Source organism: Pseudoduganella sp. jia 9 (assembly GCF_055502615.1).
In genome coordinates this window covers 114,539-141,350 of record NZ_JBUPWE010000002.1, presented here as the reverse complement: position 1 = coordinate 141,350, position 26,812 = coordinate 114,539, and the positions used below count along the sequence as shown (strand labels likewise).

The 26,812-nt window shown below is 67.8% G+C and carries 21 protein-coding genes; 14 read left to right on the top strand and 7 right to left on the bottom strand.

What is annotated here, in order from left to right; all coding sequences use genetic code 11:
* The 6 genes from narJ to ACY34H_RS02360 all read left to right on the top strand — a co-directional run bounded on the left by narJ (position 1) and on the right by ACY34H_RS02360 (position 6,012).
* Entirely contained in the window at positions 1–681 is a 681-nt protein-coding gene (gene narJ, locus ACY34H_RS02385) for a nitrate reductase molybdenum cofactor assembly chaperone (protein WP_464975878.1), read from the top strand.
* Between the two features lie 10 nt (positions 682–691).
* On the top strand, positions 692–1,375 hold the full coding sequence (gene narI / locus ACY34H_RS02380; protein ID WP_464975877.1) for a respiratory nitrate reductase subunit gamma: 684 nt from the start codon (positions 692–694) through the stop codon (positions 1,373–1,375).
* Positions 1,376–1,412: 37 nt separating this feature from the next.
* On the top strand, positions 1,413–2,165 hold the full coding sequence (locus ACY34H_RS02375; RefSeq protein WP_464975876.1) for a peptidylprolyl isomerase: 753 nt from the start codon (positions 1,413–1,415) through the stop codon (positions 2,163–2,165).
* Between the two features lie 107 nt (positions 2,166–2,272).
* Positions 2,273–3,244 (top strand): GTP 3',8-cyclase MoaA, encoded by a 972-nt coding sequence (gene moaA, locus ACY34H_RS02370; RefSeq protein ID WP_464975875.1) that lies wholly within the window; start codon positions 2,273–2,275, stop codon positions 3,242–3,244.
* A gap of 134 nt (positions 3,245–3,378) precedes the next feature.
* Positions 3,379–5,319, top strand: a complete 1,941-nt coding sequence (locus ACY34H_RS02365; protein WP_464975874.1) for a type IV pili methyl-accepting chemotaxis transducer N-terminal domain-containing protein — start codon at positions 3,379–3,381, stop codon at positions 5,317–5,319.
* Between the two features lie 15 nt (positions 5,320–5,334).
* Positions 5,335–6,012: a response regulator gene (locus tag ACY34H_RS02360; protein WP_464975873.1), complete on the top strand. Its 678-nt coding sequence runs from the start codon at positions 5,335–5,337 to the stop codon at positions 6,010–6,012.
* Positions 6,013–6,146: 134 nt separating this feature from the next.
* Here ACY34H_RS02360 and ACY34H_RS02355 read toward each other — a convergent pair whose 3' ends face one another.
* On the bottom strand, positions 6,147–6,410 hold the full coding sequence (locus tag ACY34H_RS02355; protein ID WP_464975872.1) for a cation transporter: 264 nt from the start codon (positions 6,408–6,410) through the stop codon (positions 6,147–6,149).
* Positions 6,411–6,588: 178 nt separating this feature from the next.
* Here ACY34H_RS02355 and ACY34H_RS02350 point away from each other — a divergent pair, with 178 nt between their 5' ends.
* From ACY34H_RS02350 to ACY34H_RS02335, 4 genes are all read left to right on the top strand, one after another.
* Positions 6,589–7,815, top strand: coding sequence for an NnrS family protein (locus ACY34H_RS02350; RefSeq protein ID WP_464975871.1), 1,227 nt, complete (start codon positions 6,589–6,591; stop codon positions 7,813–7,815).
* 121 nt (positions 7,816–7,936) lie between these two features.
* On the top strand, positions 7,937–8,263 hold the full coding sequence (locus tag ACY34H_RS02345; RefSeq protein WP_464975870.1) for a hypothetical protein: 327 nt from the start codon (positions 7,937–7,939) through the stop codon (positions 8,261–8,263).
* A 130-nt stretch (positions 8,264–8,393) separates the two neighbouring features.
* Positions 8,394–9,320 carry a DUF3616 domain-containing protein gene (locus ACY34H_RS02340; protein ID WP_464975869.1) on the top strand — a complete coding sequence of 309 codons (927 nt, stop codon included), beginning with the start codon at positions 8,394–8,396 and terminating at the stop codon, positions 9,318–9,320.
* A 394-nt stretch (positions 9,321–9,714) separates the two neighbouring features.
* Entirely contained in the window at positions 9,715–12,483 is a 2,769-nt protein-coding gene (locus ACY34H_RS02335) for a TonB-dependent receptor (RefSeq protein ID WP_464975868.1), read from the top strand.
* Positions 12,484–12,545: 62 nt separating this feature from the next.
* Here ACY34H_RS02335 and ACY34H_RS02330 read toward each other — a convergent pair whose 3' ends face one another.
* On the bottom strand, positions 12,546–13,943 hold the full coding sequence (locus tag ACY34H_RS02330) for an amino acid permease (RefSeq protein WP_464975867.1): 1,398 nt from the start codon (positions 13,941–13,943) through the stop codon (positions 12,546–12,548).
* Positions 13,944–14,229: 286 nt separating this feature from the next.
* Positions 14,230–14,430: a hypothetical protein gene (locus ACY34H_RS02325; protein ID WP_229422550.1), complete on the bottom strand. Its 201-nt coding sequence runs from the start codon at positions 14,428–14,430 to the stop codon at positions 14,230–14,232.
* A gap of 233 nt (positions 14,431–14,663) precedes the next feature.
* On the opposite strand from ACY34H_RS02325, the gene ACY34H_RS02320 reads away from it, so the two are divergent.
* Positions 14,664–15,482, top strand: coding sequence for a Crp/Fnr family transcriptional regulator (locus ACY34H_RS02320; RefSeq protein WP_464975866.1), 819 nt, complete (start codon positions 14,664–14,666; stop codon positions 15,480–15,482).
* 17 nt (positions 15,483–15,499) lie between these two features.
* Here the strand turns inward: ACY34H_RS02320 and ACY34H_RS02315 are convergent, their stop codons facing one another.
* Together ACY34H_RS02315 and ACY34H_RS02310 are read right to left on the bottom strand one after the other, a co-directional pair.
* Complete coding sequence (locus ACY34H_RS02315) at positions 15,500–17,527, bottom strand: bifunctional diguanylate cyclase/phosphodiesterase (protein ID WP_464975865.1); 2,028 nt, start codon at positions 17,525–17,527, stop codon at positions 15,500–15,502.
* Between the two features lie 203 nt (positions 17,528–17,730).
* Positions 17,731–17,985 (bottom strand): hypothetical protein, encoded by a 255-nt coding sequence (locus tag ACY34H_RS02310; RefSeq protein ID WP_464975864.1) that lies wholly within the window; start codon positions 17,983–17,985, stop codon positions 17,731–17,733.
* Positions 17,986–18,419: 434 nt separating this feature from the next.
* On the opposite strand from ACY34H_RS02310, the gene ACY34H_RS02305 reads away from it, so the two are divergent.
* From ACY34H_RS02305 to ACY34H_RS02295, 3 genes are all read left to right on the top strand, one after another.
* Positions 18,420–18,785, top strand: coding sequence for a hypothetical protein (locus ACY34H_RS02305; protein ID WP_464975863.1), 366 nt, complete (start codon positions 18,420–18,422; stop codon positions 18,783–18,785).
* A gap of 289 nt (positions 18,786–19,074) precedes the next feature.
* Entirely contained in the window at positions 19,075–23,232 is a 4,158-nt protein-coding gene (locus ACY34H_RS02300; RefSeq protein ID WP_464975862.1) for a PAS domain S-box protein, read from the top strand.
* Positions 23,229–24,167, top strand: coding sequence for a diguanylate cyclase domain-containing protein (locus tag ACY34H_RS02295; RefSeq protein WP_464975861.1), 939 nt, complete (start codon positions 23,229–23,231; stop codon positions 24,165–24,167). Before ACY34H_RS02300 ends, ACY34H_RS02295 begins: the two co-directional genes overlap by 4 nt.
* A 51-nt stretch (positions 24,168–24,218) precedes the next feature.
* On the opposite strand, the gene ACY34H_RS02290 is transcribed toward ACY34H_RS02295, so the two are convergent.
* Positions 24,219–25,589, bottom strand: a complete 1,371-nt coding sequence (locus ACY34H_RS02290; RefSeq protein WP_464975860.1) for an amino acid permease — start codon at positions 25,587–25,589, stop codon at positions 24,219–24,221.
* A 130-nt stretch (positions 25,590–25,719) separates the two neighbouring features.
* Complete coding sequence (locus ACY34H_RS02285) at positions 25,720–26,712, bottom strand: AraC family transcriptional regulator (RefSeq protein WP_464975859.1); 993 nt, start codon at positions 26,710–26,712, stop codon at positions 25,720–25,722.
* Between the last annotated feature and the right edge of the window lie 100 nt (positions 26,713–26,812).

Sequence of the window (26,812 nt, the reverse complement as noted above, 5' to 3'; positions counted from 1 at the left end):
ATGAACCGCCAATATCAGATGCTGTCGCTGCTGCTGCAGTACCCGGAAGCGGAGCTGGTCGATGCGCTGCGCGACATCGAGTGCGTGCTGGAAGCACGCCCGGCCTGGCGCGAACGCCTGCAGCCGCTGCTGGCCTACCTCGGCACCACGCCGCTGATCGAACTGCAGCAGGACTACGTGGCCACGTTCGACCGCAATCCAGCCCATTCGCTGCACCTGTTCGAGCATGTGCACGGTGAATCGCGCGACCGCGGCCAGGCCATGGTGGACCTGATAGAGGAATACCGCCGGCATGGCCTGGAGATGGCCGGCGACGAGCTGCCGGACTACGTGCCGCTGTTCCTGGAATTCCTGTCCCAGCTGCCGGACGACGACGCGCTGCGCCTGCTCGGCGACGCGGTCGACGTGCTGGCCCACGTGGCGCGCAAGCTGTGCACATCGGACAGCCCCTACGGGCCGCTGCTGGCGCTGCTGGTCGATGCCAGCCCCGTGGCACCGCGGCCGTTGACCGAACCGCCGGTGCGCGACATGGATGAAGCACTGGAAACGTTCGGCCCCGGCGCCGACGGCGTCGAGCCGCTGCTCCGGCAGGCCGGCACGCCGGGCGGTGCGCAGCCGATCCATTTCCATCCCAACAAGCCGGCGCGGGAGCCTGCACCCCGGGCCGTGCCGCAACCATGAAGGAGCCGTCATGAACTACCTGCATCAATTCCTGTTCGGGATCTATCCCTATGTCGCGCTGGCGATCTTCCTGCTGGGCAGCCTGATCCGCTTCGACCGGGAGCAGTACAGCTGGCGCTCGGAATCGAGCCAGGTACTGCACCGCGGACCGCTGCGGCTGGCCAGCCCGCTGTTCCATATCGGCGTGATCGGCCTGTTCTTCGGCCACGCCGTGGGCCTGCTGACCCCCGTGGCGATCTGGGATGCGCTGGGCGTGCCGCACGGCGCAAAGCAGCTGTTCGCGATGGTGGCCGGGGGCGTGATGGGCACCTTCGCGCTGGTTGGCCTGGTGCTGCTGCTGGTGCGCCGCTTCCAGAGCGACAGGCTGCGCCATGTGACCACGTTCAAGGACAAGGTCGTGCTGCTGTGGATCCTGGCCACGCTGCTGCTGGGCCTGTCGTCGATCTGGTCGTCGGCCTCGCACATGGATGGCCACATGATGGTGCTGCTGATGGGGTGGGCCCAGCACATCGTGACGTTCCGTGCCGACGCCGCCGCACTGATCGTCGATGCGCCGCTGGTGTTCAAGCTGCACCTGTTCATGGGCATGTCGCTGTTCGTGATCTTCCCGTTCACCCGCCTGGTGCACGTGTGGAGCGGCTTCGGTGCCGTGGGCTACCTGGGGCGCGCGTTCCAGCTGGTGCGCAGCCGCTGAGCGGCCGGCGTTCCGTCAACTTATACAGGAGAACATCATGGGTATCGCAGTCAATGGCGCCGACATCACCGACGCTGAAATCGGCGCCGAGCTCGCGCATCATGCCAACGCCGCCAATCCGCTGCAGCAGGCGGTCCACGAAGTGGTGCTGCGGCGCGTGCTGCTGGACGAGGCGGACCGGCTGGGGATCGTCGCGGGGGATGCGAGCGACGACGAACGCATCGAAACGCTGTTTGCCTGCGAAGTGCAGGTGCCGGAAGCGGACGAAACGGCATGCCGCCGCTACTACGACGCGCACCGGACGGCGTTTACGCGCGGCGAACGGGTCGAGGTTCGCCATATTCTGTTCCAGGTGACGCCTGGCGCGCAGCTCGAACTGCTGCGCGAGACGGCCACGCTGATCCTGGAAGAGCTGCGCCAGCGGCCGGAGCGCTTCGGCGAACTGGCGCGGCGCTACTCGAACTGCCCGTCCGGCGCCGTCGATGGCAGCCTGGGACAGTTCGGACGGGGCGAATGCGTGCCCGAGTTCGAGGAGGTGCTGTTCCGCCTGGCGCCCGGCGAGCTGGCCGGGCGCGTGGTGGAGACCCGCTTCGGCCTGCACATCGTGCAGGTACAGCGGCGCCTGGAGGGCACGCTGCTGCCGTTCGATGCCGTGCGCAATCATGTCGCCGACACGCTGCGGCGCCAGGCCTGGCAGCGCGCGCTGCACCAGTACCTGCACCTGCTGGTCGGCCGCGCCAGGATCGACGGCGTTGACCTGGCCGGTGCGAGCAGCCCCCTGGTGCAGTGATCATGCCGGACTAGTCACAAAGTACTAGTCCGGCTCCACCTTCCTGCCACTGACCGGCGGCCGGCGACATCGCTACAATTTCATCATCATCAACCTGGGAGCCGCCGATGCTGACCGACCGCTTCGGCCGAACCATCGATTACCTGCGCGTGTCCGTCACCGACCGCTGCGACCTGCGCTGCACGTACTGCCTGCCGAATGACTTCAAGGGATTCGAGGATCCACCCGACTGGCTGACGTTCGACGAGATCGAGCGCGTCGTGCGGGCCTTTACCCGCCTGGGCACGCGCCGCGTGCGCCTGACGGGCGGCGAGCCGCTGACACGCGGCCGCCTGCCGGACCTGGCCGCAAGGCTGGCCGCGTTGCCCGGCTTGCAGGACCTGTCGCTGTCGACCAATGGCACGCGCCTGGCGCGCCATGCCGCCGCGCTGAAGGCAGCCGGCGTGGCGCGCCTCAATGTCAGCCTCGATTCGCTGGACCCTGCCTGCGTGGCCAGCATCACGGGGCGTGACTGCCTGCCGGGGGTCCTGGCGGGCCTGGAGGCCGCGCGTGCCGCGGGCTTTGCGCCGATCAAGATCAATATGGTGGCGATGGGTGTCAACCAGCACGAGATCGAGTCGATGGCCGAGTTCTGTATCGCGCGCGGCTTCCTGCTGCGCCTGATCGAGGCCATGCCGATGGGTGACACAGGGCGCGGCGCCGGATGGCTGGACCTGGGCCCCGTGCGCGAGCGGCTGGTGCTTCGCTTCGGCCTGGTGCCGCAGGCCCGCGAGCTCGGCGGCGGGCCGGCGCGTTACTACGCCACGCCCGACGGCCAGGCCGGGATCGGTTTCATCACGCCGATGTCGCAGCATTTCTGCGCTACCTGCAACCGGGTGCGGCTGTCGGTCGACGGTACGCTGTACCTCTGCCTGGGACAGGAAGAGAAAGTCGAACTGGGCCCGCTGCTGCGCGGCGGCGCCGATGACGCGGCGCTGGAACGGGCGATCCGCGCGGCGATCGAGCTGAAGCCGCGCGAGCATGATTTCACGCGCCGCCCGGAGAAAATCGTCCGGTTCATGTCGCAAACTGGCGGTTGAACGGAATGGCCGACCTTCCCGGCGGTATACTGCGTACCGGTCAAGAACGAGCACGGAGCCAGGCATGGAAACACTGCGGCGAAAGCAGCGCAACGAAAGACGGCCCGGCGCGCGCGCTGGCGGGGCTCGCTGACATGCTGCGCGTACCTCCCCAGGCCGCGTGGAACAGGCTGTCGACCAAGGTGGTCGGCAGCCTGCTGGCGTTCCTGGCCGTGGCGCTGACGGTGATCGGCGCCACGCTTTATCTGTCCTGGCAGCTCGAAGGCAGCGGGGCGGCGATCAACGTGACCGGCAGCCTGCGCATGCACACCTTGCGCCTCGGCCTGTCGGTGGCTGGCCTCGCCGATCCGGCGCGCCACGAAGCCGCGCGCACCGAGGGTATTGCCCAGCTGGCGAGAATCGACGCGATGCTGAAGACGCTGCGTGTCGGCGATCCCCAGCGCCCGCTGTTCCTGCCGCCATCGGTCACGATCCGGCGCGGCTTCGAACGCGTGGCGACACGCTGGCACGGCGACGTGCGGCCGGGCGCCGCGGCGTTGCTGGCGCAGGGCCCGATCACACCGGCCCGGGCCTGGACATTCCAGCGGCAGGCCGAGGACTTCGTGCGCGACGTGTCCGGCCTGGTCGAGGCGATCGAACGCGACAGCGAAAACCGCACCTTCTGGCTACGCGCCTGGCAACTGATGCTGCTGGCGTTTGCCGTCGGCGCCACCGTGTGCATCGTCTACCTGCTGTTCAACCTGATCATCGCGCCCGTGGCATCGCTGGAAGCGGGCATGGTGCGCATGCGCGAGCGCGATTTCGAAGTGCGCCTGCCGACCGACAGGCGCGACGAGTTCGGCCAGCTGGCGCGCGGCTTCAACGACATGGCCGACCACCTGCAGGGTGTGTATTCGCACCTCGAACAGCTGGTCGATTCGAAGACCGCGGCGCTGGCCGCGCAGAACCGCGAGCTGGCGCTGCTCTACGACAGCGCCGCCTTCCTGCAGAAGCCGCAGCGCGCCGAGGCCATGTGCGATGGTTTCCTCGAACGGCTGACCGAGTATTTCGGCGCCGATGGCGGCTCGGTACGCGTGCTCGATCCGGAAAAGGGCAACCTGCACATGCTCGTGCACCGCGGCCTGCCGGCGCCGCTGGTGGAGGCCGAGCGTTGCCTGAAGGTGGGCGATTGCCTGTGCGGCGAGGCGGTGGAAAGGAAGATCACCGTGGTGCACGACATGCGCAGCATCGACCGCAACCTGCAGTTGCAGTGTCACCGCGAGGGCTTTGCCACGGTGTCGGTGTTCCACCTGTATGCACAGCGCCAGCACCTGGGCATGTTCAACCTGCATTTCCGCCAGCCTCGCGTGCTCGGCGCCACCGAGGAGGCGCTGCTCGAGACGCTGGGCCAGCTGCTGGGCACTGCGATCGAAAACCTTCGGCTCGGCGCCCGCGAACGGGAGATGGCAATCTCCGAAGAGCGCAACCTGGTGGCCCAGGGGCTGCACGACAGCATCGCCCAGGGCCTGAATTTCCTGAACCTGCAGGTGCAGATGCTGGAGGATTCGGTACGTCGCCAGCAGTACGGCGACGTCGGCGAGATCGTGCCGCTGCTGCGCGCGGGCGTGCAGGAAAGTTATGAAGACGTGCGCGAACTGCTGCTCAATTTCCGTACCCGGCTGGCCGAGGAAAGCCTGGTGGGCGCGCTGCAGTCGGCGCTCGGCAAGTTCGAGCGCCAGACCGGCATCGAGGCGAAGCTGGACGCCGACCCGGACGGCGCGCCGTTCCCCCGCGAGCAGCAGCTGCAGCTGCTGTTCATCGTGCAGGAGGCGCTGTCGAACGTGCGCAAGCATGCGGGGGCCAGCCATGTATCGGTGGTGCTGCGCGACCGCGACGATTTCACGCTGGCGATCGGAGACGACGGCGCCGGTTTCGATCCGGGCGAGCTGGCCCGCAAGGGCGAGAACCACGTCGGCATCCATATCATGCACGAACGCGCGCAGCGGGTCGGCGCGACCCTGGACGTCCGGTCGGCGCCCGGCGCCGGCGCAACCGTCACGCTGCACCTGCCGCGCGAGCGCCGCCAGGCGGCATGACCACAAGGAGAACCCATGCAGTACGAACAACCCGATGACAAGCCGATCAGCGTATTGCTGGTCGACGACCACACGCTGTTCCGCAGCGGTATCCGCTCGCTGCTGCAGCGCCACGCCGAGTTCGACGTGGTCGGCGAAGCGGCCGACGGCATCGAAGGCATCAAGCGCGCCAAGCAGCTCCGGCCGCAAGTCGTGCTGCTGGACCTGAACATGCCCGGCATGTCCGGCCTGGAAACGCTGCAGCTGCTGCTGCAGGATTGCCCGGACAGCGCGGTGGTGATGCTGACCGTGTCGGAAGATGCGCTGGACCTGTCGGCCGCGCTGCGGGCCGGCGCGGCCGGCTATCTGCTGAAGAATATCGATACCGATTACCTGGTGCGCGCCGTACGCCGCGCTGCGGCGGGCGAGACCGTTGTCGCCGAAGCGATGACGGGCAAGCTGGTGGCCCAGCTGCAGGCCGGTGCGCGGGTCGCCGAACCCGCCTCGGAACTGGACCGGCTGACGCCGCGCGAGCGCGAGGTCCTGGAGTTCCTCGCCCGTGGTGAAAGCAACAAGATGATCGCCCGCGCGCTGGACCTGTCGGAAAGCACCGTCAAGATCCATGTGCAGAATGTATTGAAGAAGCTGAACCTGACGAGCCGCGTGCAGGCGGCGGTGTTCGCCGTCGAACAGCGTCACGCGCACGCCCGCTGAAGCGCGGCCGCAGTTCCAGCCGCGCCTCCGGCAGCGGTTCCTGCCGAGGTTCCGGCCGCGCTTCGTGCCGCGCTTCGTGCCGCGCTTTCGGCGGCGACCATTCCCGATTCCCGATTCCCGATTCCCGATTCAACTTACGAGCAGCACCCGCCACAGCATCCGCCGGCCGGCGCGCCGGTGGCCAGCGAGGCCGGCACCCCGTGGGCGCGCAGCGCCGCCTGCAGGCGGCCGGGCGATGTGGCCTGGTGGTCGTACTCGATGCTCACGGTACCGGTGGCGGTGGCCAGGCGCACGGCCAGGACGCCCTGGGCGTCGCCAAGCGCCGCGGTGATCGCCGCGGCGATCGCGTCGGTGGTGGTGTCCGGGGTAGTGTGCAGCAGCAGATCGGTGGTTGCCATGTTGTTCTCCTTGGTTGACAGGCTTCCAGCGTAAGCGTCCCGGTCCGCTCCGGTCCACTGCGGGACGTGTCCGGCACCGAAATAGTTAATCCAGATTATCGTTTGCCGCGCGCGGCTTGGTTGCGCGGGCCCGTGGGGCGGACAATGGCTGCACCCATCACGCAGGAAGGAGCACACCGTGGCATTACTGACGATCGAGGAGCCGGACCCCGCGCGGCCTGGCGGCGCTGCCCTCCAGTGGAGCCGGCGGCCCCTGTGGGCGCTGGGATTCCGCCCGTTCTACCTGCTCGCCGCGGGCTTCGGCGCGCTGGCGATCCCGGCCTGGCTGGCCGCTTACTATGGCCTGCTGCCGCCCGCGGCCAGGCTGGACCTGCTGTGGCACCTGCATGAGATGGTGTTCGGCATGGCCGTTGCGGTGGTCATCGGTTTCCTGTACACGGCAGGGCGCAACTGGACCAACCTGTGGACCCCGCGGCATGGCACGCTGGCATTGCTGGCCGCGCTGTGGGTGGCCGGCCGGCTGGCGATGCTGGCCGGCGCGGACGGCGGGGCATGGACGGCGCTGGTCGACAGCGCATTCCTGCCGCTGGCCACGTTGCCGTTGTGGCGGGTCCTGCACCGTGCGGGCAACCGCCGCAATTACTTCATGGTGCTGCTGCTGGGCGTGCTGGGAGCGGCCAACCTGTGCTGGCATGCCGCGGTGCTGGGCTGGGCGGCATGGTCGCCGATGGTGCCGCTGCATGCGGCGATCTTCACGATCGTGCTGATGGAAGCGGTGATCGGCATGCGCGTGCTGCCGATGTTCACCCGCAACGGTGCGCCCGGCAGCACGCCGGTCGTGCGCCCCTGGCTCGATCGCGCCGGCCTGGCCTGCACGGTCGCGGCGTCGGCCGGCTGGGTTGCCGGACTGCCGGACGTCGCTCCCGGCCTGGCGGCGGCGCTGGCGGGCGCGGCCGGCGTGCTGACGCTGGCGCGGCTGGCCGGCTGGCAGCCGCTGCGCACGCTGCGCGTGCCGCTGCTGTGGGTGCTGCACCTGTCCTACGCCTGGATCGGCGCCGGCTTCCTGCTGCTGGCCGGCGCTGCGCTTGGCATGGCCGGCACCAGCGCCGGGTTCCATGCGCTGGCGGTGGGCTCGATGGGCGGCCTGATCATCGGCATGATGTGCCGCACCTCGCTGGGACATACCGGGCGGGCGCTGAAGGCGGGCCGTGCCGAGATCGCGATGTTTGCCGCCATCCAGCTGGCGGCGGTGGCGCGCGTGGCGGCGTCGCTGGAGGTGGCGGCGGCATGGCGCGATCCGGCACTGGTCGGCGCCGCCGTGGCGTGGACGGTGGCATTCGGACTGTTCGTGCTGGCATACCGGCCGAAGCTGTGTGCGGCCCGGCTGGACGGCAAGGCAGGATAGGAAAACCGCGGCAATTGGCACCGGTGCAACACATCGGGGTGAAAAACCGTCCAGGACATTGCTTGCGGGAAAAGAATGATGCAATATGACAGTCGCGTTGCCCCCCGTTCTGGAGCCCCCGATGAAACCCGATTCACCCCAAGTGCTTGCCCATGTCATGTCCGACGAGGAAGCGCTCAACTACAACCCGAACCGCCTGCTCGACGCGCTGCTCGACATCATGCACCTGAAAAACGATGCCGCGCTGGCCCGCGCGCTGGAAGTGGCGCCTCCCGTGATCAGCAAGATCCGGCACCAGAAGCTGCCCGTGGGCGCCTCGCTGCTGATCCGCATGCATGAAGTGAGCGAGCTGTCGATCCGCGACCTGCGCTACCTGATGGGCGATCGCCGCCAGAAGTTCCGTATCAGCCCGACGCATTTCAAGCCGGAAGCCGCAGCCCAGGAGTAATTTCCGCCGGCTCTTCCGAATCGCTGCCTTTTGCATGGCCGGCGCGGCATACTATGCCCGCCGGCTTTGTTCCTTTCGTACGGAACCCGCAAGCGGGCCGGCATCGGAAAGATAACGACTGGAGGAAAGCATGGAAGACACGGCAACGACCCGGCACGCGCACTTCACCCACTACCGCATCTGCGATGCGTCCGCAGCCGTGCCGCTGGGTGACGATGCCTTCATCGCGGCGGACGACGAATCGAACGTGCTGCACGTGTACCGCTACGACGCCGGACCACCGGTGCGCGAATGCGACCTGACGGCCCTGCTCGATACGCCCGACGGCGGCGAGGCCGACATCGAAGGCGCGGCGGAACTGGACGGCCGGATCTGGTGGATCACGTCGCACGGCTGCGACCGGAAGGGCCGGCAGAGCTCGACGCGCCGCCAGCTGTTCGCCACCGATCCGCAGGGACAGCCCGTCGGCAAACCGTATCGCCGGCTGCTCGACGACCTGGCGGCTCATCCGCTGCTGGCCCATTTCGACCTCGACAAGGCGGCGCGCAAGGCGCCGAAAGAGCCGGGCGGCCTGTGCATCGAAGGCCTTGCCGCCACGCCGGGCGGCGGCCTGCTGATCGGCTTCCGCAATCCGATTCCCGATGGCTGGGCGCTGCTGGTGCCGCTGGCCGACCCCGCATCGCTGCTGGCGGGCGGCCGCGCCGTGCTGGGCGCGCCGATCCTGCTGGATCTGGCTGGCCATGGCATCCGCGCGATCGAATGGCATGGCGGGGCTTACTACATTGCCGCGGGCCCGCCCGGGGCCGGCGACGACTACGCGCTGTACCGCTGGTCCGGCCGCGCCGGCGACTGGCCCGTGCAGATCGACATACCGGGCCTCGCCGGCCTGCATCCGGAAGCCCTGTTCTTCGATGCGCACGGTACGCTGCACCTGCTGTCCGACGACGGCAAGGCCCAACCGGGCGGCCACAAATGCAAGAACCTGCCCGTGGAGGAACGCACGTTCCGCCGTCTGTCGGTGCCGCGCCCGGCGTGGGACAGCGGCAAGGGCGCCTGACGACGGCCGCGGGCATGCCCGCAAGGCTGTCGGCGGCAGGGCATGTTGTTGTTTTTTTGTAACGCCCCGGCGATCAACGGGGCTCTCCCGTCACGCACCGTTGCACCCCGCATTGCGGCCTGCACGCAGGCTTTCCGGCGGGCCGCGCAGCTATTCCCAAACGGCATACCAATCGTTTAAAAAGTCATAGTTGGGCGTGAAATCGCGCCATGTAGTATCGACAATGGTAACGTTGCCATATGCTGAACGGATGGATGCGGCTACGTTGCCTGCCTGTCCGGCAAGCAGCAATGACCGGATGAAAACTGGTATTTCCAGAGGGAAGCGACCGGCTCGAACCGGCCGGCGCCTATAACGAACAATACGGAGACCCGATACTATGCAACGACATCGCATGCGCAAGACCGTCCTGGCGGCACTGATCGCCGAATTACTGATCCCCATGTCCGCATTCGCACAGGACGCCGGGAGCGGTACTGCTGGAACAGCCCCGATGGACAACGCGGCCACGGTCGTGGTCAGCGGCATCCGTGCCTCCCTGAGCTCTTCCCTGAACACCAAGCGCATGCAGGACGGCGTGGTCGATGCCGTGTCGGCCGAGGACGCCGGCAAGTTCCCCGACACGAACATCGCCGAATCGCTGCAGCGCGTCACCGGCGTGCAAATCCAGCGCAACAACGGCGAAGGCCGCTATATCTCCGTGCGCGGCCTGGGTCCGGAATTCAACAACGTGCTGGTCAATGGCCGCACGCTTACCAGCGACACGGGTGGCCGGGAGTTCTCGTTCGACCTGCTGTCGTCCGACCTGATTTCCAAGGTGCTGGTCTACAAGACGTCGCAGGCGTTCCTGCCCGAAGGCGGCATCGGCTCGACCGTGGATATCCAGACGGCGCGGCCGCTGTCCGGCAAGACCGGGCATTCCTCGGTCATCAATGTTTCGCATTCCTATGACGACAATTCAAAGGAGCACACGCCGAACCTGTCCGGCATGTACACCTTTGCCAACGCGGCGCGCACGTTCGGCGTGACCGGCTCGGTGTCGTACACCGACCGGGCATCGAAGCAGAACAAGGCCGTGACCGACGACTGGCACTACCGCGACGTCACGATGATCAACGGCGACCTGAATTCGCGCGGGTTGACGATGGCCGACGTGACGACGAGAAGACTGTACATGCCGCAGAGTTTCGGCTTCCAGGTCGAGGACGAATCGCGCAAGCGCCTGGTCGGCAACCTGGCCGTGCAATACAACCCGTCGCGCGACTGGAAGCTGTCGGCCGATGCGCTGTATTCCCGCCTCGACCAGCGCAACAAGGTGATCGCATTCAGCGACTGGAACAATCCGGTCCAGGTGGGCGTCCAGTACGACGACAACGACCAGGTGACGTCCTTCATGCGGCCGGGTTCGGACTTCTACGCGAACAACCCGGCCCTGGTCGGGGAAGGGCGCCCGCTCACCGAAGCCAATTCGAACGACATGATCGTCAAGGGCGGCGACCGGCTGACCGAAACCAAGGCATTCGGCCTGAATTCGAAGTGGAACCTGGCACCGGACTGGAAGCTGGAAGGCGATCTCTCCACGTCGCGCACCACGTCCGCATCGCCGGACCAGTGGGTGGTGGCCGGCATGGTGCCGCGCAACGGCGACGTGCTCACGTTCGGCGCGGCGCCCACGGTGACCTTCGGCGACGACATCGCCGATCCCACCGCCGTGAAGGCCCACGCGGTCTCGAACGGCCAGGTCGGCAATTCCGACAAGTTGCACGAGGGGCGGCTGAACCTGTCCTGGGACCGCGAAAACGGTCCCTTCAAGGGCATCGATACGGGCTTGTCGTATTCGCAGCGCGAAGTGGGCCGCCACGAGTACGAAGCCGATTCGTGGAATGCGTTCAGCGGCTACCACCTGGCCCTGCCGGCATCGCTGTTTACCGTGACGCCGATGGACGATTTCTTCGGCAGCGGCGGCCAGGTGCCGAAGGCCTTCCTGCGCTTCGATCCGAACGAATACATGGCGTACCTGAACCAGCCGTCGCTGCTGGGGCAGTCGAACGACCCGGCCCTGTATGGCGACAAGTCGCGCTACCCGAACGGCCCGATGGGCATCAACTATGCGGCGCCGGCCTCGCAGTGGGGCGTGCGCGAGAAGGTGGCGAGCATCTTCCTCGACACGAAGTGGGAAGGCGAGCGCTGGTCCGCCAACGCCGGGGTGCGCGTGGTGCACGTGAAATCCCGTTCGACCGGCTTCAGCCGCGAGCTGCTGTCGGCAACGAAAAGCCCCAACGACACTACCTATATCCTGAACTGGGGGCCGCGGGTGGCCACCAGCGTCGACAACAGCTACAACAGCTACCTGCCGTCGGCCAACCTGAAATTCGATGTCACGAAGGACATGCTGCTGCGCCTGGCCGCCTCGAAGACGGAAACCCGGCCGACGCTGTCGCAGATGGGTGTCGACAACTGGTATGGCGGCCGCTTCGGCGACGTGCAGACGGGTGGCGGCAATCCCTACCTGAACCCGATGCAGTCGAAGAACCTCGACCTGTCGTACGAGTGGTACCTGTCGAAGACCAACTACGTCAGCGCGGCCGTGTTCTACAAGAAGGTGTCCGACTTCCTGGAAACGCGGCTGGTGGACATGCGGATACCCCAGTACGACGAGGTGGTGCACGACAGCCGCGTGCGCAACGGGCAGAAGGGCAAGATCAAGGGTGCCGAGATCGCCGGCCAGTACGCGTTCGACGATGCCATCCCGTGGCTGCGCGGCTTTGGCGTGGCCGCCAACTACACCTACGTGGATGCTTCCGCCGAACGTGACGGCGACGCCGCCGCGCTGGTGTGCGGCTATCCGGGCCTGTCGAAGCAGTCATACAACGGCTCGGTGTTCTTCGAGAACGGCAACTTCCAGGCCCGCGTCAGCTACAACTGGCGCAACCACTTCTCGATCAATTGCGGCGGCGGCAGCACGCAGCCGCGCAACCGGTCCGCGTATGGCCAGACCGATGCCAGCCTGCGCTACAACATCACGGACATGGTCGCGATCTATGCCGATGCGATCAACCTGTCGAACCAGCAGGCGCATGAATACGCCAGCAACGAAAGCCAGTTCCTGATGCTGGAAGACGTCGGGCGCCGCGTCAACGTGGGCGTGCGCGTGGCGTTCTGAAACACCTGTGAGGGAAAGCGAAAGGGGCGCCGCGGCGCCCCTTTTTTTACGTCACGTTCCCGTTAGCGCTGCTTGTTCAGCAGCGAATGGTGGCGCGCGTAGCCGAAGTAGATGACCAGGCCGATCACCAGCCAGATGCCGAAGGCCAGCCAGGTATGCCACGACAGGTAGGCCATCAGCGTGAAGCAGAACGCCACGGCCAGCAGCGGCACCACCGGCACGCCGGGGCAGCGGAACGCGCGGGGCAGGTCCGGGCGCTGCTTGCGCAGGATGATCACGGCGATCGACACCAGCGAGAAGGCCGCCAGCGTGCCGATATTGATCAGTTCCGCCAGCACGTTCAGGGGTATCAGCGCGGCCAGCAGGCCGAACACGATGCCGACCATCCATGTGGCGAAGAACGGCGTACCGTGTTTCGGGTGCAGCGACGACAGCCGCTTGGGCAGCAGGCCGTCGCGCGACATCGCGAAGATGATCCGCGTCTGGCCGTAGGACATCACCAGGATCACGGTAGTCATGCCGAGGATCGCGCCCAGGTCGACAAAACCGGCGACCCAGTTCTCGCCGGCGTATTTCAGCGCCAGCGACACCGGGTGGTCAACACCCGCGAAGTTCTGGAACGGCACGATGCCGGTCATGATGGCCGAGACGATCACGTACAGGATCGTGCAGACCGCCAGCGAACCGATGATGCCGATCGGCAGGTCGCGCTCGGGGCGCTTGACTTCCTCGGCGGCCGACGTCACGGCATCGAAGCCGATAAAGGCAAAGAACACGAGCGCGGCGGCGGACAGCACGCCGGTGTGCCCGAACGGCATGAACGGCTGCCAGTTCTCCGGTTTCACATGGCCCGCGCCGACGGCGATGAACAGCAGCACGACGCCGACCTTGATGGCCACCATCACGTTGTTCATGCGCGCCGATTCACGGATGCCCAGCGACAGCATGCCCGCCAGCAGGATCATGATGACGAAGGCGGGCAGGTTGAAGTAGGTGGCCACGCCCGGCACCGCGCCTGGCGCTCCCGTCAGGGCCGTCGGCAGTTCCAGGCCAAAGCCGGCCAGCAGCGACTGGAAGTAGCCGGACCAGCCAACCGCGACGGCGGACGCGGCCAGGCCGTATTCCAGCATCAGGTCCCAGCCGATCATCCAGGCGACGAGCTCGCCCAGCGTGGCGTAGCTGTAGGTATAGATGGAGCCGGCGACCGGCACGGTGGAGGCGAATTCCGCGTAGCACATCGCGGCGAAGCCGCAGGCGAGGGCGGCAACGATGAAGGAGAGCGTGAGGGCGGGGCCCGCGGTCAGCGCGCCGGTACCGGTCAACACGAAAATGCCGGTGCCGACGATGGCGCCGATACCCATCAGGACAAGGTCGAAGGGCCCCAGGACTTTCTTCAACCCGCCGGGTTTGCGACTGGCCGCAACCATGTCGTCAAGGTTTTTGGTTCTGAAAATGCTCACTGCTTCTCCAATTTTGTTGAGATTGTCTCCGGCGCCGCGCGTTGCCGGGTAGGCCCGCAGCGGTCTGTCGCTAGTTTGCATAGCGGCAAGCCCGGCCGGGCTCGCCGCCGCATACTAGCACAGCGGAAGAAGCGTGAAAATGTGTGAATGGCTGCCTCCGGCGGGGCGCCGGGAGACGGGAAAGGCGGCTTGCGCCGGGAGAAAGCCCGGCAGGCGAAAGGCGGGGATCGCTGCAGGAATCGCTAACTAAGCCCGGCCAGCGACCCGTTGGGGATGGGTGCGCGGATCAGTGCAGGAAACGGCCGCGGCTGTCGATGTAGCGGCTCGTTTCAGCCATCTTGTCCAGGCGCGCCTGCACCAGCCGGTGCCACGCGTCGACCCACTTCGAAGCCAGCATGCTTTCCTCGGCCGAGCTCGCATAGAGCGTGCGTTCGACCGCGCGTTGCTGGCGTTGCAGGGCGTAGGAGACTTTGAAGATGCTGTTCATGGGCGCTTTCATCGTTCGGTGGCTGGCGTCATTGCCGTTGAAAGCAATTTTCCGCGTTTCCGCCCTGTTTGAATGTGCGCCAGTTCACGTAGGACTGAGATTACAGCGGCTCATGTCCGAATACTACATGGTGTCCTACAGTAGTCCGACTCTCAAAACCATGGCTCAACCATAAAGTGGAGGAAATGACAACGAAACAAGAAACCAAATAAAACTTCGCCGAGGACACGACAATGTTTAAGACCACGCATACCAACACCACCGCCCTGCCAGCCTCGATGATCAATGTCTCCACGGCTGCCGCCGAACCGAAGGCACCGCGTGGCAAGCTGCCTCTGCAGGGCATCAGCGTCACCGGCGTGCAGCAGAACGAATTGCTGCGCGCGCTGCCGCTGGACGAGCTGGAACGGCTGATCCCGGACCTGGAACTGGTGGCGATGCCTGTCGGTAAACATCTGTACGACTTCGGCGAAAAGATCGAGTACAGCTATTTCCCCACCACGGCCATCGTGTCGATGCAATACGTGAACGAAGATGGCGTCACGACGGAAATCGCCGTGGTTGGACGCGAAGGCGTGGCCGGCGTGGCGATGTACAAGGGCGAGCGTGCCAGCAATACGGCGGTGGTGCAGGCAGCCGGCTACGGCTACCGTCTGCGCACCGATGCGCTGCGCGCCCACTTCGCCGAGGGCGGAATGCTGGCCCAGCAACTGATGCGCTATACCAGCTGCCTGTTCGCGCAACTGGCGCAGAACGTCGTCAGCAGCCGCCACAGCAGCATCGAGCAGAAGCTGTGCCGCTGGCTGCTCGAGCGCCTCGACCGCTCGCCATCGAACGAACTGAAGGTCACCCAGGAACTGATCGCCAACCTGCTGGGCGTGCGCCGCGAAAGCATCACCGCCGCCGCCGGCAAGCTGGCCGCCGACGGCCTGATCCAGTGCCGCCGCGGCATGGTGGTGGTGCTTGACCGTGCCGGCCTGGAACGCGGCGCGGGCGCCTGCTACTTCGCCGCCCGCGCCACCGCGGCGCAGGCCATGCACGGCAGCCACTGAGCGGGCACGATCCCAGTTCAATCGCCGGCGGGGCGGATGCTGCCCCGGCCGGCTTCCTTCGCCAGGTACATCTGGCGGTCCGCTTCACGCAGCAGTTCGGCCGGAGCCATGGCATCGCCCGGGCCATGCATGGCGATGCCGATGCTGGCGCCGACCTGCACCGTTTCCGCCGAGCCCACGTCGCCTGTCGCCACCGGCTGCGCGAGTGCCGCGATCAGTTTCGCGGCCACCACGCGCGCTTTCTCCATCGTATAGGGCTGGCCCTCGAGCACGACGATGAATTCGTCGCCGGCGAGCCGTACCACGCTGTCGTTCTGCCGTACCGCGGCGCGCAGGCGGCGCGCGACCTCGCGCAGCAGTGCGTCGCCGGCGTCATGGCCCAGCCGGTCGTTGACCGCCTTGAAGCCATCGAGGTCGATGAACAGCACGGCGAAGCCGATGCCGTGGCGCTGCGAACGGGCCTGCGCCTGCGGCAGCACTTCTTCCAGCGCGCGCCGGTTCAGCAAGCCCGTCAGTGGATCGTGGCGGATGTCGTGCTCGCGCTGCGCCTCGGCCTGCTTGCGGGCGGAAATGTCGTGCAGGAAGGCGGAAAACGCCAGGCGCCCGTCAATCTCGGTGGCGTGGATGCGCAGCTCCACCGTCAGCTCGCTGCCATCCTTGCGCAGCGCCGGCAGTTCGAGCCGCTTGCCGACCACCGGCGCGTTTCCCGTTGCGCGGTAGTGTGCCAGCCCGTGCGCATGCCGGGCGCGCAGGTCGGCTGGAATGATCAGTTCTTCCAGGGCCTTGCCGCCGGCTTCGGTGGCGGTCCAGCCGAAGGTGCGCTCCGCCTGGCGGTTCCAGGCGGTCACGCGGCCCGACGCGTCGATACCGATGTAGGCATCGTTCGCGTACTCGAGGATGCTGGACAGTTCGGCCTCGCGCGCGCGCAGCGCGGCCTCCGCCTGCTGCTGGCGGCCGATCGCCTCGGTCAGGCTGCGGTTGGCTTCCACCAGTGCGCGGGTGCGGCTGTCGACCCGGGCTTCGAGCTGGGCGTGCAGCACGGCCAGTTCGTGCTCGGCCGTCTTGCGCGCCTGGATGTCGATCACGGCTACGATGAAATACTCCGGCCGGCCGGCGTCGTCGCTTTTCAGGCTGACATTGGTGTGTACCCACACGGGGCTGCCGTCGTGCCGCAGATAGCGCTTTTGCCGTTCGAACTGGCTGATGTTGCCTGCCAGGAGTTCGCGCACCAGGGCCATGTCGCCGGCCACGTCGTCCGGGTGGGTGATCTGCCTGAACGTGAGCCGGCGGAATTGCTCTTCGGAGTAGCCGAGGATCGCGCAGGCCGCGGCGTTGACCGCCAGCCAGTGGCCGTTGACGGCGTCGATCAGGGCGATGCCGAAGCTGGCCAGTTCGAAGATCGAGCGCAGCCGCGCCTCGGTGCCACGCATCGCGGCGTCCGCCACCTGCAGGTGGTCGCGCGCCCGCGCAAGCTGTTCGCGCCGGTGCACTTCGTCGGCCACGATGGCGGCCAGGTCCTGCAAGGCGGCCAGTTCACCGGGCGCCAGCTCGCGCGGCCGGGTATCCAGCGCGCAGAGCGTGCCGATCGCATGGCCATCCAGCGTACGGATCGGCACGCCGGCATAGAAACGGATGTGCATGTCGCCGCGCACCAGGGGGTTGTCGGCAAAGCGCGGATCCGCCGTGGCGTCGTTGACCACCAGCGGCTTGTGCTGGCCGATCGCATGGGAGCAGAAGGAGATGGCACGCGGCGTTTCCGGCACGTCGGTGCCGATCCGGGACTTGAACCACTGGCGGTCGCGGTCGACCAGCGAAAACAGCGTGACGGGGGCATTGAGCATGCGGCTGGCGACCCGCGTGATCCGGTCGAACACCGGCTCGGGTGCCGTATCGAGCAAGCGCAGCGCATGCAGCATGGCGATACGGCCGGCTTCGTCCGGCGCGGCGGCGCCGGCAGGGCGCAAGGCGGGGTCCGGAACGGTGCTGGCCACCGGCGAATCCTGGGAGCCGGACTGGGAGCTGGACGGGATGGGCGACGCGGTCATTCTGCATTGTAGCGACTGCAAGCCAATGAAGCGTACGCGGGTGGCGGCTGGCGTGCGGGCGCAAAAATGGAGGCGCAAGAGCGGGGGGCGCAAGAGCGGGGGCGCAAGAGCGGGGGCGCAAGAGTGGGACGCAAGACTGGGGCTCAAGACGAAGACGGCACCGCGAAGGACGGCACCGATGCGGCAGATTTACGGTGGTCCGCTCAGCGCTGGTGCGCGCTCCCGTCGCGAGCGGCGCGGCGCGGGCGCTGCCCTGCGGCCGGGGCCGCCAGCACGCGCAGGATGGTTTCCGGCGGCAGGCCATGTTGCGCGAGGTATGCCCAGGCCAATGCGGCGCCGCGTTCGGCATCGAAGCGGATCCCCTGGTCGACCACGGCCGCCAGCGCGGCGTTGTTGCGCCGTTCGTCGGGTCCGCCTCCACGGCCGCCCAGCCCGCTTTCCGTACCATCCAGAGTCATGCATCCTCCGCAGCTGTCAGTAAGATAGGATCCGCTGTTGCAAACCGCAAGTCAAGCTGGCTCATGTATTTATTGTAGCGATCGGAGCCGACTCGCCCGTGCCGGGCAGCGGCGCTCCCGCTCGCCAAATGGCCGCCGCTCGGGCGAGCACGAATCCACGGCAGGGACAGCTGCCCTGTCCAACCATTGTAGAAAAACTACAACAAGTTTGCTGATTGCCTTTAAAGAATTTTTCGTGCAATATACCAACCATCCGCCGCCCCTAAACTATGCCGCGCGGATCGAGTTCCCTTCCGCACCTCCGCGGGGACGCCGCTCCTGGCGCATCTCACCACCACCGGTAACGCTTCCGTCGCACCCATCCCGGGGCCATCGCGTTCGTACCGGCCGCCAGGCCCCATCCGGGCTGTGAACTGCAAATTCTGGAGAACGTTATGACCACCCATTACAGCGCTGCCAGCGCCATCACGAATCTGAACAAGAACAGCGGCGCGAGCGCGGTTTCGCACGAAGACGTGCTGCTTACCTATGACCCGAACCGTCTGCTCGACCACCTGGTCGACCGTCTCGACCTGAAGAACGACGCGGCCCTGGCCCGCATGCTGGACGTCGCGCCGCCGGTGATCAGCAAGATCCGCCACTACCGGCTCGCGGTCGGTGCCTCGCTGCTGATACGCATGCATGAAGTGTCCGACATCGCGATCGGCGACCTGCGCATCCTGATGGGCGACCGCCGCAGCAAGTTCCGCGTGGCGTTTTCCCAGAACGACGTGCCGGACATGAGCCTGCGCGCCGCCTGACTCGGTCGCCCGCCCGGCCGGGCGATCGGCCGCCGGCGGGCAGGGCGATGCTGAATGGCAACATAATACGTTGCATCGGCGCGTTCCCCGGCGGCGCCCTGCCGGCTCGCCGCCATCCTGGAGTAGACTGGCGGTTCACCCGGCAACCGATCGTTCACGCCGTCGCCGGGCGCGCCGCCAGCGCATCGCCACCTCCGCCCGTCCACGACGGCGCATGGCCGATTCTTCCGCGAACCCCCGCCCCCGGTTCCTGAGTTCATACCCGCTACCTCTTGATCAGGAATTTCCGATGGCTCGTCACACGGGGAACGTGCATCCGCCCACGCATCCTTCTTTCCTCGCGCGGCTTTTCCCGCGCCGGCGCCTGGGCAGCTGGCTGGCCCTGTGGCTGGCGTTGTCCGTGCTGCTCTCGACCACGGTGCTGGTGCTGCTGCTGGGCCACCTGGCCACCGGGGCGCTGAAGAAGTCGATCGCCGATGCCCTGGCGGAGCGGGCACGGTACGCCGCGCAGCAGCTCGACGGCACCATGTACGAACGCTTCCGCGAAATGCAGTTCCTCGCATCGCGCCCCGAATTCACCAGCCCGGACATGTTTGCCGCCGACCGCCGCCGCGCCGCCGAAGGCCTGCAACGCAGCTATCCGCTGTACGCATGGATCGGCCTGGCTGGCATGGACGGCAAGGTGCAGGCCGCCACCGGCGGGCTGCTGGAGGGTGCCGACGTGGCGAAACGGCCCTGGTTTGCCGGCGCCCTTGCAGGCCGGCACGTCCACGACGTGCACGATGCGAAGCTGCTGGCCAGGCTGTTGCCGCGCGAGCAGGACGGTCCGCCGCGTTTCGTCGACGTGGCGTTTCCGGTGGCGGACGAGGGCGGGCGCGCCAAGGGCGTGCTGGCGGCGCACCTGAACTGGCGCTGGGCCGAGGCGATGCGCCTGCAGATCGACGCGGCCGGCGGCAGCGACGGCGAAACGCTGATCGTGGGGCGCGACGGCAAGGTGCTGGCCGGGCCGCGTTCCGTGGTCGGCACCGTGGTGGATTCGGCGGTGCTCGGCGCGGCGCGGCGCGGCCGCCACGACCATGTCGAGGAGCGCTGGGCCGATGGCCGCGAGTATCTGGTCGGCGGCGCCGCCACGCATGGCCTCGGCGGCTATCCCGGCCTGGGCTGGATCGTGCTGACCCGGCAGGAAACCCGGGCCGCCTATGCCGAGGTGCGGGCGCTGCAGGTGCGCGTGGCGCTGGTCGGGCTCGCCGTGGCGCTGGCCTTCTCGCTGATCGGCTGGCGGGTATCGCGCCGTATCACGCGCCCGCTGCAAAAGGCCGCGTCACTGGCCGCGGCGATCGAGGAAGGCAGCAGCCATGCGATCTCGGTGCCGCACGGCAGTTTCGCGGAACTGGCGGCGCTGACCGGTGCCGTCAATACCAGCCTGTCGCGGCTGAAGGACAAGGAACGCCAGCTGACCCAGGTGAATGCCGAGCTCGAGGAACGCGTGGCGCAGCGCACGCGGGACGTGGCGCAGTCGCTGGAAGCGGTGCGCCACAACGAGGCGCGCATCCGTGCGATCCTGGAAACAGCGCATGACGCCTTCATCGGCATGGACAGCGCCGGCTGCATCACGGACTGGAACCCGCGCGCCGAACAGCTGTTCGGCTGGGCCCGCGAGGAAGTGCTCGGCCGACGTCTCGAGGACGTGGCCGTGCCGCCTGCCTTGCGTGGCGCCCACGCGGCGGGCCTGGCACGCTTCCTTGCCGGCGGCGACAGCCGCGTGCTGGGCAAGCGCGTCGAAGTCATGGCGCTGCGGCGCGACGGCAGCGAGTTTCCAGTCGCCATGACGATCGGGCTGATCGACGTCGACGGCAGCCGCTCGTTCGGTGCCTTCCTGGACGATATTTCCGAGCGCCGGCGCATCGAACGCGAGCTGGCCGACAGCGAACGCTTCCTGCGTACCGTCGCCGACAACAGCCCGGCGCTGGTCGCCTACCTCGACCGCGACAAAGTGTACCGCTTTGCCAACGCCCGGTTCCAGACATTGCTGGGGGTCGACCCCGTGCGGATGATCGGCAAACGGCTCGGCGATCTCGTCGGCCCGGAGGTCTATGAAGGCGTGCGCGGCTACATCGACACCGTGCTGTCGGGGCAGGCGGTGCATTTCGAGACCGAGTTCGCGGTGCCCGGCTGGCCGGCGTACTTCATGGTCGATTACATTCCCAGCATCGGCGCCGATGGCACGGTGCAGGGCTTCCACGTGATGGCGATGGACATCACCGACCGCAAGATGGCCGAGCTGGCCCAGGCCAGCAACGAGCGGCTCGCGCAGGCCGCCAGCCGGGCCAAGAGCGAGTTCGTGGCCAACGTCAGCCATGAAATCCGTACGCCGCTCAATGCCGTGCTGGGGCTGGCGCACCTGCTCGAACATTCCGGGCTGGCGCCACAGCAGCGCGAATATGTCGGCATGATCCAGTCCTGCGGCAAGACGCTGGTGGGCGTCGTCAACGACGTGCTGGACTTTTCCAAGATCGAAGCCGGGCGCATCGACATCGCCGCGCTGCCGTTCGAACTGGGCGAAATCGTCGAAGCGGCGGCGACCGCCATGCGTGCCAGCGGCAAGCCGCTGGAGCTGGTGGTCGATGTTGCGCCGGACCTGCCGTCGGCATTCATCGGCGATGCGATGCGCCTGCAGCAGGTGTTGCTGAACCTGGTCGGCAATGCACTCAAGTTCACGGCGCAGGGCCAGGTCGTGTTTACCGCGGCACTGCTGGCCCTGCACGGCAATACCGCCACCGTGCGCTTCGCGGTGCGCGATACCGGCATCGGCATCGATCCGGCCCAGCAGGCTCGCCTGTTCACGCCGTTCGAGCAGGCCGACGCCGGTATTTCGCGCCGCTTCGGTGGAACCGGCCTCGGCTTGACGATCGCGCGCCAGCTGACCGAACTGATGGGTGGGCGCATCGAGGTGGCCAGCGTGCCGGGCAAGGGCAGCGAATTCTCGGTCACGCTGCCGCTTGCCTGCGCGCCACCGCCTGCCGTGCAGCCCGATCCACGGGCCGGCGCCGAACCGGCCGCCATGGCGCTGCGCCTGCTGGTCATCGAGCCAAGGCGGGCCAGCCGTGCCAGCCTGGCACGCGCCATCGAAACGCTGGGCTGGACGGCCGGCTGGGCGGAGTCGGCCGAGCAGGCCGTGGCGGCGGCCGAGCTGCCGGTCGATGCCGTGCTGGTGGACAGCGACGCCGCCGTGGTGGCGCAGCTGCGCCGCGCCCTGGCCGCGCGCTGGCCGGGCCGGGCGGTCGCCTTCATGCAGCTGGCCGGCGGTGTCATGCCGGGCAGCCCGGTGCCGGATACGGTCCCGCTGGTGCGCCCGGTGACCGCGCAAAGCCTGCGTTCCGCGCTGGCGGGCGTGGCGGCGTCGACGCCGCGGGCCCTGCCGGCGCCCGCCGGGGCCGCACCGGAGCGGGCTGCCGAACTGGCTGGCGTGCGTGTGCTGCTGGTAGAGGATAATGCTGTCAACCAGCTGGTGGCGAAAGGGATCCTCGAACCGGCCGGCGCCATCGTGACGACAGCCGCCGACGGGCAGCAGGCCGTCGACCTGGTCACGGCCCAGCGTAGCGGCAACCGTTGTGATTTCGATATCGTGCTGATGGACGTGCAGATGCCGGTGATGGATGGCTATACCGCCACGCGCATCCTGCGCACCCGGCTCGGGCTGCAGTTGCCGATCCTGGCGATGAGTGCCGGCGTCAGCGCTGCCGAGCGCGAACAGTGCCTGGCGGTGGGCATGAACGATTTCATTCCGAAACCGGTCGATGTGGAGCAGATGATGGCGCGTATCCAGCAACACCTGCGGCAGGCCATGCCGGCCGCGCGGGTGGAAGCGCCGCCGGCGCAGCGCTTCGACGTCGAACGCCTGGCCGCGTTGTCGGCCCGCAACCCCGCGCAGCTGCAGTCGCTGGTCGCGCTGGTGGCGCGGATGACCCGCGAAGCCCCCGCCGAGCTGGAGCGTGCGCGTGACTGCTGGCAGGGCGGCGACGGCAGCGCGGCGGCGCGCGTCCTGCACTCACTGCGCGGTTCCGTCGGCAGCCTCGGCGCGCGCCGCTTCGCCGGCGTAACGGTGGAACTGGAAGCGGCGCTGCGTGAAGGGCGGGAAGAGGATGCGGCCCGGCTGTTCGACAGCGCCGGGCGCGAACTGGGCGGCACGACGGAGGCCGCGCGCGACTGGCTGGCCGCGCAGCGGCAACCCGACGTGCCGGCGCCCGCGCCGGACGAGGTGCTTCGCTGGATCAGGCTGCTGCGCGAGCGCGACCTGGATGCCGCCACCGTCTATGAAACGCTGCGCGGCCAGCTGGCGGCGCGGCTTGGGGCCGGGGAACTGGCCGCCGTGGCGGGCGCGATGGCCGCGCTCGACTTCGAGGGCGTGCTTGCCGTGCTGCCCGCAACCCTGAAAGAGAACCAATGACCGCTGCCGCGCCGCAAAACACGATCCTGATCATCGACGACAACGCCGACACGATCCGCCTGCTGTCGGCCATGGTGCGCGAACAGGGCCGCGTGCTGTTCGCCACCAGCGGGGCCGCCGGGCTCGAGCTGGCGCGGGTGCAGCGGCCGCAACTGATCCTGCTGGACGTGGAAATGCAGGGCATGGATGGCTTCGCCGTCAACCGGGCGATCCGCCAGGACCCGGACCTGCGCAGCTGTGCCGTGATCTTCGTGACGGCGCAGACGTCGCCGGAGGCGGAAATTTCCTGCCTGGATGCGGGCGCCGTCGACTTCATCCCGAAGCCGCTGAACGCACCCGTGGTGCAGGCGCGCGTGCGTACCCACCTGCGGCTGCAGTCGGCGCTGTCCGCCCTGGACGACCTGGCCAACCAGGATGGCTTGACCGGCCTGTACAACCGCCGCTACTTCGACCGCCAGATGGCCGCCGAGTTCGCCAGGCACCGGCGTCACCAGTTGCCGATGGGGGTGGTGCTGGTCGATGTCGACGACTTCAAGCTGTACAACGACCGCTACGGCCACCAGCGCGGCGATGCCTGCCTGCAGGAAGTGAGCGAAGCGCTGCAGGACGGCGCGCGCCGCCCCGGTGAACTGGCCGCGCGCTACGGCGGCGAGGAATTCGTGGTCCTGCTGCCCAACACCACGCCTACCGCGCTGCTGCAGTACGGCGACTGGCTGTGCCGCAGGATCGCCGCGCTCGGCATCCCGCACCCCGCCGCATCGGCGGCGCCGCACGTTACCGCCAGCGTCGGGCTGTGCTCCCGCATTCCCGGCGCAGGCGATACGCCCCAGGCGATGCTGCATGCCGCCGACATGGCGCTGTACCGCGCCAAGCGGACGGGCCGCAACCGCAGTGTGCTGGCCGACGACACGATGGTGGAAATGAAGGCCGGCTGAGGCCTGGAGCGCGCGGCCTGGCGGCCGCGTGGCACAGCGCCGGCCGGGACTTCAGGCGGCGAGCTGGGCCGCCTTGCGCTGCTTGCTCCAGTAGCCTGCGCACAGTACCAGCAGCCATACCGGGATCATGTACACCGAAATCCGCAGGCCCGGCGTCAGGTACATCACGACCAGCACCCCGCCCAGGAACGCCAGGCACAGCCAGTTCGCCAGCGGCACCAGCGGGCTCGGAAAACCGGTTTGCAGGCCCTGCGCGCGCTTGGCGGCGCGGAAGCGCAGGTGGATCCAGCTGATCATGCCCCAATTGATGATCAGCGCCGATACGACCAGGCCCATCAGCAGTTCGAAGGCCTTTCCCGGCATGAAGTAATTGACGCTGACGCACACCGCCGTGGCCACGGCCGACACGCCCAGCGCGGCGAGCGGCACGCCGCGCGCATTGACCTTCAGCAGCGAGCGCGGCGCATTGCCCTGCAGCGCCAGGCCGTACAGCATGCGGCTGTTGCAATACACGCAGCTGTTGTAGACCGACAGCGCGGCCGTCAGCACCACGGCGTTCAGCGCGTGCGCCACGGCTTCGGCATCGAGGGCATGGAAGATCAGCACGAACGGCGAACCGCCTTCCACCACCTTCTGCCATGGGTACAGCGACAGCAGGACGCCCAGCGCGCCGATATAGAAGATCAGGATCCGGTAGATGGCCTGGTTGGTGGCTTTCGGGATCGTGCGCGACGGGTCGTCCGCCTCGGCCGCCGTGATGCCCACCAGTTCCAGGCCGCCGAACGAGAACATGATCACGGCGATGGCCATCACCAGGCCGCTCACGCCGTTCGGGAAGAAGCCGCCGTGCTGCCACAGGTTCGCCACGGTCGCTTCCGGCCCGGCGCCGCCGGACGCCAGCAGCCACAGGCCGAAAGCGATCATGCCGACGATGGCCAGCACCTTGATGATCGCGAACCAGAATTCCATCTCGCCGAACGCCTTCACGTTGGTCAGGCTGATCGCGTTGATGATGACGAAAAACGCCAGCGCCGACACCCAGGTGGGAATCTCCGGCCACCAGTACTGCACGTAGATGCCGACCGCCGACAGTTCGGCCATGCTGACCAGTACATACAGGACCCAGTAGTTCCAGCCCGACAGGAAGCCGGCCAGCGGGCCGCAGTACTTGGCGGCGAAGAAGCTGAACGAGCCGGCGACGGGCTCGTCGACCACCATTTCGCCCAGCTGGCGCATGATCAGGAAGGCGACGATACCGGCGATCGCGTAGCCGAGCAGCACCGAGGGGCCGGCCATGCGGATGGTTTGCGCAATGCCGAGGAACAGCCCGGTACCAATGGCGCCGCCCAGTGCGATCAGCTGGATATGCCGGCTTTTCAGCCCCCGCTTCAGGCCCCCGCCATTCTCGATGTCTGCTGCCATGGTTCCCGCCGGTCGTGTTCAAAGAGCACGATTCTATCGCATCGGCAACGTATGGGAAAAGCGGTTCGGCAAATGGCGGGCCTGCGGCGGGCCGGGCCGCGCCAGGGCAGGGGGCGGCGGAAACGCTGCCTCAATGAACCGGCGCGGCGCGCCAGCGCGAGGGCGGCATGCCGACCAGCCGGGCAAACGCGCGCGTGAACGCGGCTTCCGATTCATAGCCGACCTCGAAGGCGATGGTGGCGACCGGGGCCTGGCCCTGGCGCAGCAGCATGGCGGCCAGCTCCATGCGCCAGCGTGCCAGGTAGCGCGCCGGCGATACGCCGAGCAGCCGCACGAAGCGCTCGCAGAACGCCGAGCGCGACAGCGCCGCGGCGCCGGCCAGCTGGGCCACGTCCCATGGGTGGCGCGGATCGGCATGGATCAGCGCCAGCGCGCGGCCCACCTGGCGGTCGCGCAGGGCGGCCAGCCAGCCGGTCGCATGGTCGGGCAGGCGGCCGGCATGCCTGCGCACGGCATCGATGAACATGGATTCGCTGATGCGCTCGGCAAGGGCGCCGCCGCCCGGCCCGCTGGCGCCGCAGGCGGCCTGCAGCATGGACTGGCGCAGCCAGGCGCCATCGCCGTCGGCCGGCACGTGCAGCAGGCGCGGCAGGGCTTCCAGCAGGGGATTGAACGGGCCGTGATCGCAGCCGAGGAAACCGCAGACGAGGTCGCTGCGCCCGTCCGGCCGGCGCGCCGCGTCGCCCCAGGTCAGCGCGGCGCCGTCGATCGCCAGCGGCAGGGGTTTCGGTAACGCGTCGGTGGCGCGCATCCAGTCCATCGAGAACGGCAGCGGCGGCACGCCGGGCGCGCTGGCCATCACGTGCGCATCGCCCTGCGGGAACATGACGATGTCGCCGGCGGCCAGGCGGACCGGCGGCTGGCCGGGCAGGGAGGCCCAGGCGGTGCCCTCGATCAGTACGTGGTATTCGATCACGCGGTCGGCGCCAGGCACGACCATTGCGGCGACCTCGGCCGAGGCGGGTGCCTCGACGGCCCATTCCGGCCCCACCGAAACGGCATAGAACACGGCGCCGCGCAGGCGCACGGTGCGCAGCACTTCGGACAGCGTGTCGACCGCCATGCCTGCCTCCCCGCACCGTTATCCACATCGCGGACGTTTGGTCAAGCATGAACGACGGCCGGACAAGCGTCAAGCGCGGCGCTCTGGCAATAATGGCAAG

What these genes read in the sequence shown, in the direction of transcription:
- narJ (WP_464975878.1), top strand. Translation starts at nt 1, where the DNA reads ATGAACCGCCAATATCAGATGCTGTCGCTGCTGCTGCAGTACCCGGAA.
- narI (WP_464975877.1), top strand. Translation starts at nt 692, where the DNA reads ATGAACTACCTGCATCAATTCCTGTTCGGGATCTATCCCTATGTCGCG.
- ACY34H_RS02375 (WP_464975876.1), top strand. Translation starts at nt 1,413, where the DNA reads ATGGGTATCGCAGTCAATGGCGCCGACATCACCGACGCTGAAATCGGC.
- moaA (WP_464975875.1), top strand. Translation starts at nt 2,273, where the DNA reads ATGCTGACCGACCGCTTCGGCCGAACCATCGATTACCTGCGCGTGTCC.
- ACY34H_RS02365 (WP_464975874.1), top strand. Translation starts at nt 3,379, where the DNA reads ATGCTGCGCGTACCTCCCCAGGCCGCGTGGAACAGGCTGTCGACCAAG.
- ACY34H_RS02360 (WP_464975873.1), top strand. Translation starts at nt 5,335, where the DNA reads ATGCAGTACGAACAACCCGATGACAAGCCGATCAGCGTATTGCTGGTC.
- ACY34H_RS02355 (WP_464975872.1), bottom strand. Translation starts at nt 6,410, where the DNA reads ATGGCAACCACCGATCTGCTGCTGCACACTACCCCGGACACCACCACC.
- ACY34H_RS02345 (WP_464975870.1), top strand. Translation starts at nt 7,937, where the DNA reads ATGAAACCCGATTCACCCCAAGTGCTTGCCCATGTCATGTCCGACGAG.
- ACY34H_RS02340 (WP_464975869.1), top strand. Translation starts at nt 8,394, where the DNA reads ATGGAAGACACGGCAACGACCCGGCACGCGCACTTCACCCACTACCGC.
- ACY34H_RS02335 (WP_464975868.1), top strand. Translation starts at nt 9,715, where the DNA reads ATGCGCAAGACCGTCCTGGCGGCACTGATCGCCGAATTACTGATCCCC.
- ACY34H_RS02325 (WP_229422550.1), bottom strand. Translation starts at nt 14,430, where the DNA reads ATGAACAGCATCTTCAAAGTCTCCTACGCCCTGCAACGCCAGCAACGC.
- ACY34H_RS02320 (WP_464975866.1), top strand. Translation starts at nt 14,664, where the DNA reads ATGTTTAAGACCACGCATACCAACACCACCGCCCTGCCAGCCTCGATG.
- ACY34H_RS02315 (WP_464975865.1), bottom strand. Translation starts at nt 17,527, where the DNA reads ATGACCGCGTCGCCCATCCCGTCCAGCTCCCAGTCCGGCTCCCAGGAT.
- ACY34H_RS02310 (WP_464975864.1), bottom strand. Translation starts at nt 17,985, where the DNA reads ATGACTCTGGATGGTACGGAAAGCGGGCTGGGCGGCCGTGGAGGCGGA.
- ACY34H_RS02305 (WP_464975863.1), top strand. Translation starts at nt 18,420, where the DNA reads ATGACCACCCATTACAGCGCTGCCAGCGCCATCACGAATCTGAACAAG.
- ACY34H_RS02300 (WP_464975862.1), top strand. Translation starts at nt 19,075, where the DNA reads ATGGCTCGTCACACGGGGAACGTGCATCCGCCCACGCATCCTTCTTTC.
- ACY34H_RS02295 (WP_464975861.1), top strand. Translation starts at nt 23,229, where the DNA reads ATGACCGCTGCCGCGCCGCAAAACACGATCCTGATCATCGACGACAAC.
- ACY34H_RS02290 (WP_464975860.1), bottom strand. Translation starts at nt 25,589, where the DNA reads ATGGCAGCAGACATCGAGAATGGCGGGGGCCTGAAGCGGGGGCTGAAA.
- ACY34H_RS02285 (WP_464975859.1), bottom strand. Translation starts at nt 26,712, where the DNA reads ATGGCGGTCGACACGCTGTCCGAAGTGCTGCGCACCGTGCGCCTGCGC.